Consider the following 6,805-nt stretch of genomic DNA (forward strand, 5'->3'; position numbering starts at 1 on the left):
TTCTCCATTTCCCTGGGCGACAGCAGGGAAAACTTGGCAAGAATCCTCCTGATGGTAGAATCTATATCTTTGGTTTTGCACAGAATAGCCAACACGTTATCATTGGGGTTACTGCTGTCAACGAGCGGATCGCCGTCAAGAGTGCGTATATCTATCAATATATAGGTATAATTGATTAATCCGGTTCCCATGCTATGTGTCATGTTCAGCGGCTTGTTGCCAACATATAAGACAATTTGTATCGGTAACCTCTTGTGCTGGTTGTATATAAATGCAGAATAGAGATACATGCGCCCTAACATCGTGGCATCATTTGTCGATTGTATCTCTATATGGATTATCTCACCATCGGGAGCCTCAATTACGATATCGGCCTCCCTCAACTGAATATCAGGGAATTGAACGTCTATGAATTTGCCTGTCTCATATCCCGTCAGCAACTTCAAAAACGCCTCCGGTACATCTTTTATAATGTCCTTCAATGCTATGTCAAACTTCTGGTGCATGACTGTATATTAACACCCCCTGACTGTCTCTGTCAACAGGGTGAATTGCCTCATCCTCGGTTAATTTGGTCGTATAATGTCATCACCGCTGATTCTTGCACTGCAGATATGCCCTCACCTCTGATAGGGCTTCTTGCCTTGAGTTGATAGCGCCCTCAAGGCTCTTGTTATGTATGTGCTCCAGTATCAGACTGAACTCCGGTGACGGCCTCAGTCCAAAGCCATCTATGAGGTCATGACCAGTGATGAGCCTCGGAGCACGCATACGGGACATGTACTGTCCGGTGTAAAACCCCAGTATATCTCCAGCCATGTGGATAATCTCATCCCTATGGGAGACCGTCTTTGCCTGGGTGTCTGCAAGGGCGATGATTATCAGGGCATGGATATCTGCTCCGACCTTGTTTAACAACCGTACCATTGCCCGTTTGTTGCCGACGAGTTCCGTGCAGGAGGTATGACAGAGCCGCATGTGGTGTGCGATTAACTTGCATGTAAGTTCCACCTCACGCTGAGATGCCTTAAATCGCAGGAGGATGTCTCTGGCCATTTCGGCTCCTACCCTGGCGTGGTCGTGAAATGTAACACGGGCATCGCTACCAACTGCCCGTGTCAGTGGTTTTCCAATGTCGTGGAGCAGGACGGCCAGTTTGAGGATTGCTAGTGTCCCCGGTGGGTGAGCGAGGTACTGTCTGAAGCCTTGGGGGGATGGCAGACCCCTGCCTTGGGGGTCATTGATTTCGGTTTCGGCTGCCTGGTATGCGGCCAGCGTGTGCTGCAAGACGTCGAGGTTGTGGTATGCGTTTTGCGTTACGGCCTCTGCGGTTTGAAGTTCCGGGAGCAACTCAAACAATAGCCCGCTGTCAACCATCGAGCCAATAACACCGGCAGAACTCTCCGCAGAAAGAACCCCCTTTAACTCGCTCCATATCCTTTCGGTTGCAGCCCTGTGGATCAGTGTCCTCAGGTCGGAGATCGCCTCAAGGGTGTCCGGCTCGATCCGCAATCCCAACTGTGCGCTAAACCGATATGCTCGCAGGAGTCTCAGCGGGTCTTCCACGAGGTTTTCCCTGTTGACCATCCTGATGGTGCCGCTTCTGAGGTCATCCAGTCCCGTGGTGACGTCCACTATCATATCGCCGACGGTGTCACCTGACAGGGCGCTCAGGGGCATGGCAAGGGCGTTGAGCGTGAAGTCCCTGCTCAACAGGTCGTTCTTAAGGCAGCCTCCACGCAGGGCGGTAAAGTCAACGACTCCGGCACCCTTGACAACCCTCGTCGTGGGGGAGAATTTATTGCCGGGTATACCATCACCCTCATGGAGCCACACAAAGCTGCCTCTGACCTCAACCGCAAACGCCCGCGCTACCGCAATAGGATCACCGCTAAGGACAACGTCAACGTCCTTGACAACACGCCCCATCAGGATGTCACGGACCGTACCGCCTACAACATACATCTCACTCCCGGGACAGAACCCGGGCAGGAAGTCAATTAGCCTCCTGCAGATGTTGTTCAGCGCATGATTCACTAAATATGCCATAGCTAATTTTATATATAAAATAAAAAGAGATATCTCTAAGTGCGTGATTTCGATGCCGTACTTCTGCGCAACTGTACAAAGAACCCCCTGAGCAACTCTGCACACTGTTGCTGCAATACCCCCGATGTCACCTCCACCTGGTGGTTCAACCTGTTGTCGTTGAGTAGGGTGTAGAGGCTGGTTACGGCGCCCCCTTTTGGGTCATTGCAGCCATAGACAAGGCGCTTGATCCGGCAGGCCAATATCGCCCCGGCACACATCACGCACGGCTCCTTGGTGACGTACAGGACGCAATCGCTCAACCGCCAACTACCACAGGCCTCGGCACCCTTGACGATGACCGTGAGTTCCGCATGTGCCGTAGGGTCTTGCAGGGCCTCCTTGCGATTAAATGCCCCGGCTATGAGCTTACCCTGAGCATCTGTTAGCACCGCTCCAACAGGGACATCCCCCAACCGCCAGGCCGCCTGCGCCAGCTCAATGGCCATCGTCATGAAGCGCTCATCGGCGCTTAATATTGCGGTGTCGTCGGCTATTAAACTACCCCTGACATAGCTCAGGTACGATCATCCATTGTACCAGCCAGAGACCCTGTTCGTTTCTCCTGAGGCAGAGGACGCCGGCCATTTTAAAGGTAATCAGCCCCGTTTCGGCGGCGTCACACAGGAGCGTCGAGGCCAGCTTGCTAAGGTGCGGGAGGTGCCCGACGATGGCCACTGAGCCGGCCATCTCCACCAGTCGGTCTACCCATATGGCCGGACTATCAAGGGGCAACAGACCATCCGCTTTTACAGCGCCACCGGGAGGGGTGAGCACGTCCTCAAGGACTTGGGCTGTCTGCACTGCCCGACTCTTGCCTGAGTGGTATATCTTGTCAATCTTGACGTTGCCCCTCTGGAGAAAGGCAGCCGTCTTCTTTATATTTGTCAATCCACTGTTACTGAGGGGTCTTTGAGGGTCCTCTTCCTCGCTCTTTGCCTCGGCGTGCTGTATGAGGTACAGGTGCATAATGCTTTCCTCCTTTGCTAGGTTTTCTGACTATATTATACATTGATTGCCCTGGCATCTTTCAACCGTTGAATATTTTTGTTCCTGTGAATATTTCTGTGATGGTAGAAGGTTAAGCATTATGGGGTCAAGGGGGCTGGCCCCCTTGCAGGGGGTTCTGAAGGGGGGCGGAGCCGCCCCTTTCTTTCTTTTTTGAAACGTGCTATATATGTCATCACAGGATTTTTTACACCAAGATATTTTTTCTGATAAGTGTTGCTCTATTGACAGCATTAAATGAGTTGTGTTATATTTGGTGTATGGTGGTAAGCAATCAATATGGATAAACAATTAACCTATAAGGAGGGTTGGCCTATGGTAGGGGAAGAAGAAGGGATCAAAAAGCTAAAGCGTTATGTAATGCTGGGGTCGTTCCTTGGTGGTTTGATTGGCGCCACGGTAGCGGTGCTTGTGATGCCACAGTCACCGGAGGAGAGGAGACGGACCATCGCAGATATCCAGCAAGACCTCTATAAGCCCGTAAAGGTGAAGTTCAACGAACTTGTCGAACACGTAGGCAACTCGCTCATAAAGGCCGTTGATGAGGCAGCCAAAAAGGTGGCAAATGGTAAGATGAGGCCCGACGATGACTCGGAATCAGAAGATGAATACAGCTCTTAAATACCGTAAACGGCCATAGGGGCAGGACCACAAATATAGTGCAAGCAGCAACTTTAAACTATCGCGAGGGGATATAGTGAGTGTCGATATCTATCTGCTCCTGCTTCTGACAGTGCTCGTTGTGTTCATAATACCGATACTGATCCAGATAAGTCGTATGCTTGGCTCAGTGAACGACCTGCTGAAGACGGCAAATGAGTCAGTAAAACTCATGGTGGCCGAGTTAACCAGGACATTGGAAAGCGCAAACAAGATCATAGCAACAGTCAACTCAATCATAGAAAACGCAAAGGAGTTGGGGATCGCCTTTAAGGGATTGAGCGAGGGGGCCAGTAAGCTGGGTACCACCCTCAAAGATTCCGGCTCATACATCACAGGATTGTTGCAACAAATGACAGGTTTTGTATCATCGTTAAAAACGACACTTAGTGTCTTAGCTAAGGGATTATTGAAAAAAGGAGGATAATATGGCAAAAACCGAAGAAGAAGAGGGTAGCACGGGAACGCTTATGGCCATTACGATGGTAATTGGCAGTTTGCTGGGAGCAGCCGGAGGGTTGTTGCTGGCGCCTCAGCCAGGCAAGCAGACCCGCGATAAGCTCCGGGCCACGTATGATGACGTGTCACACAACGTACAGGACTTCATGAAAAAGTATGAAGGCAAGGTGCCCGATTTCTTGACAAAGGTTAAGGGTGAATTGCAGGACGTACCCGAGCAGGTTAAGACTGAATTGGCCGGCATTGCGAAAGAGACGGGTGAAACCATTTCCAAGGTCAGAGAGGTCGGTTCGGAATATCTCAAGGACGTCTCAAAAACACTCGCTACTACCTTCGATGAAAGCAAACACACGCTAACCTCAACCCTGGAGGAAGGCAAAAAGCTGATCCTCAGGAAAAAAACCGACGACGAGGAATAGCCCCCCTTTGAAGTCAGAGGGGCCGACCAGAGGGGCCGACGAGAGGGATTGTAACGTAAGGGCTGTTAATCTGCCCTAATCCCTCACTCTCTCCCCCCCTCCTCCCACGCATAAAGGGTTTTAGTGCGACGACAATATTATGGTTTTGGATGCGTGCAACTGCCCACTCACTAACCACCTATTTAATCTTCTTTACCAGTGGTTCAAAGTACCCGAAGGCCTGCCGGCGAACTGCCTTTAGCATTGTCTTTGCAACGGTTTGAAATGCACGTACCCTAGGGTGGTTGGCAATGGCATCAATTACCATCAGCTCGTCAACAAGGTCATCCTTACACAAACGCTTACTGCCCTCAAGCATGCTTACCGACGGACACAGGCTCACCCATCCTATAAGCAGACTGATAAACAGAGAGTTCACCTCAAAACTGTCATCAAAAGCTGTGTGTTTGCTCTTTTCATAGACATGCTTTAAAAATCCCGGTTCCTTAAATGCCTTGGCCTTTTCCTCTTCCTTTGACTTCTTCATATACTGTATGGCACTCTGGTATTCGGTCTCCTGGTTTATAACAAGTTGGTGAAAACTACATGTAGTACAGTGCTTTATCTTATTGGCGATCCCCCCCTTGGTATCTGAATCGGCAAGAGGCACTGCCACTGCCCAACAGGCCCTTCCGGCGTTGGTTCCACCGTGCAACCCATCAAAGGCCTCAGCCGTCGTAACGGGACAGATGCCAAACTTGTCTGCATTCTTTCCCCCCGGCTGCCTGCCACACAACTTGTACTCCCAGCAATTTTGCTTATCCTGTCGCAGAGGTAGTATATCGGCAATCTCAACCTTTAATTCCACCAACTTTACGGCCTCTTGCACAGATTCTTTTGCGGTTTCTTGCACAGGTCTACCATTATCTCTTTCTTCTACGGCTATGTAGCCGTCTTCCATATAATGCTCGTCATCCATCAATACCCCCATTGGGCTTTTATCAAAAGCACATAAATTCTTTTTTGTCTTTATATCCTCACTGTCCAGCGATACGTAAATGCTGATAGCCAATCCTCCCTTTAGGGTAACACGTTATTCAGTGAGTTGTCAAACAGAAAAGAAAACAAGAAAACAGAGGGTGCATAAATTTTTCATAGTTAAGGGTATTTAAGTGTAGTTGTATATCTCCTGTATTTTGCTATTTTTGCCGATGAAGTTGTGAAATCTGCTTCGCACGGCAAACGCCCTGTCTCTCAAGTGAGCTTGTACCCCCTCCCCTTAAAAGTGACGAGTGCATCCTCTGGGAGGACCTTTCTCAGTATCTTTATGTACGTCCTGAGCACCTCATCTCCGGTGCCCTTGTTGCCCCAGACGTAGCCCATGATGGTCTCATTGCTTACGATCTGCCCGCGGTGACGGATGAGCAGGGCCAACAACGTCCAGGCCGTCTTGGATATCCGTATTTCCCGGTCATCGCGGTAGAGGCTTTCGGCATTGAGGTCAACGGTCACGTCGCCTATTTTTATCACCTGCTGGAGATGCACCTTTTTGGAGAGCGACTTTAGCCTTATCAGGAGTTCTCTGATCTCAAAAGGCTTTGTGATATAGTCATCGGCGCCAAGCTCAAAGCACCGTTCCTTGTCCGTGATGGTGTTCTTTGCCGTAAGCACCAGCACGGGAGTGTTTACCCCCTTGCGGCGCATCCGGGCAATGATGTCTTCACCACGTATGCGTGGCATCATCAGGTCAAGAACGACGGCATCGTATGTGTTTGAGGCAAGAAACCACTCAAACTCCGTCTCATCCACGACGGCGTCAACCGTCATCCCCTGAGACCTCAGATACACCTGCAGGCTTTCGTTGAGGATTTTGTCGTCTTCTATGATCAAAACCTTCATGACTTTATTATAACAGCTTTTAGTTTGACAACGTCCGATAATTTTTGAATCTATACCGCTTTGAAGTATTTCTTCATATCCTCCAATATAAAGATATTTTCAAGCTCTACGGCCATCTGTCCAAGATGCTCTCATCATACATAAGGAAACCGCCCATGATGTTAAATTAATGGTATCCTCTTAATTTGACAATGTCACATTTAAGTAAACATCAGGGATTGTCTGAACTAGGATTACACAGATTAAAGGATTTACAGGAAAAAGAATATATGCCTTCTTTAACATGAATCCTG

At 49.4% G+C, this 6,805-nt stretch carries 8 protein-coding genes and 1 pseudogene; 3 read left to right on the forward strand and 6 right to left on the reverse strand.

Annotated elements, in window-relative coordinates; all coding sequences use genetic code 11:
- The 4 genes and pseudogenes from HWQ67_RS10465 to sixA form a co-directional block, all read right to left on the reverse strand.
- A pseudogene (locus HWQ67_RS10465) lies at nucleotides 1-506 on the reverse strand (hypothetical protein); the annotation flags it as partial.
- An 82-nt stretch (nucleotides 507-588) separates the two neighbouring features.
- Nucleotides 589-2,049: a CCA tRNA nucleotidyltransferase gene (locus tag HWQ67_RS10470; protein ID WP_218252639.1), complete on the reverse strand. Its 1,461-nt coding sequence runs from the start codon at nucleotides 2,047-2,049 to the stop codon at nucleotides 589-591.
- 35 nt (nucleotides 2,050-2,084) lie between these two features.
- A complete protein-coding gene (gene tadA / locus HWQ67_RS10475; protein WP_255317222.1) occupies nucleotides 2,085-2,609 on the reverse strand; it encodes a tRNA adenosine(34) deaminase TadA in 525 nt (174 codons plus the stop codon).
- Nucleotides 2,590-3,057: a phosphohistidine phosphatase SixA gene (gene sixA, locus HWQ67_RS10480; protein WP_218252641.1), complete on the reverse strand. Its 468-nt coding sequence runs from the start codon at nucleotides 3,055-3,057 to the stop codon at nucleotides 2,590-2,592. The genes tadA and sixA overlap by 20 nt, the downstream gene beginning before the upstream one ends.
- Before the next feature lie 354 nt (nucleotides 3,058-3,411).
- Here sixA and HWQ67_RS10485 point away from each other — a divergent pair, with 354 nt between their 5' ends.
- The 3 genes from HWQ67_RS10485 to HWQ67_RS10495 all read left to right on the forward strand — a co-directional run bounded on the left by HWQ67_RS10485 (nucleotide 3,412) and on the right by HWQ67_RS10495 (nucleotide 4,634).
- On the forward strand, nucleotides 3,412-3,717 hold the full coding sequence (locus tag HWQ67_RS10485) for a YtxH domain-containing protein (protein ID WP_218252642.1): 306 nt from the start codon (nucleotides 3,412-3,414) through the stop codon (nucleotides 3,715-3,717).
- Between the two features lie 76 nt (nucleotides 3,718-3,793).
- Nucleotides 3,794-4,183, forward strand: coding sequence for a DUF948 domain-containing protein (locus tag HWQ67_RS10490; protein WP_218252643.1), 390 nt, complete (start codon nucleotides 3,794-3,796; stop codon nucleotides 4,181-4,183).
- A gap of 1 nt (nucleotide 4,184) precedes the next feature.
- On the forward strand, nucleotides 4,185-4,634 hold the full coding sequence (locus HWQ67_RS10495) for a YtxH domain-containing protein (RefSeq protein WP_218252644.1): 450 nt from the start codon (nucleotides 4,185-4,187) through the stop codon (nucleotides 4,632-4,634).
- A gap of 178 nt (nucleotides 4,635-4,812) precedes the next feature.
- Here HWQ67_RS10495 and HWQ67_RS10500 read toward each other — a convergent pair whose 3' ends face one another.
- Both HWQ67_RS10500 and HWQ67_RS10505 read right to left on the reverse strand, forming a co-directional pair.
- Nucleotides 4,813-5,592 (reverse strand): two-CW domain-containing protein, encoded by a 780-nt coding sequence (locus HWQ67_RS10500; protein ID WP_218252645.1) that lies wholly within the window; start codon nucleotides 5,590-5,592, stop codon nucleotides 4,813-4,815.
- 275 nt (nucleotides 5,593-5,867) lie between these two features.
- Entirely contained in the window at nucleotides 5,868-6,512 is a 645-nt protein-coding gene (locus HWQ67_RS10505; protein WP_218252646.1) for a response regulator transcription factor, read from the reverse strand.
- Nucleotides 6,513-6,805: the final 293 nt, after the last annotated feature.

This window comes from Candidatus Magnetobacterium casense (assembly GCF_019173545.1).
Lineage (GTDB): Bacteria > Nitrospirota > Thermodesulfovibrionia > Thermodesulfovibrionales > Magnetobacteriaceae > Magnetobacterium > Magnetobacterium cryptolimnobacter.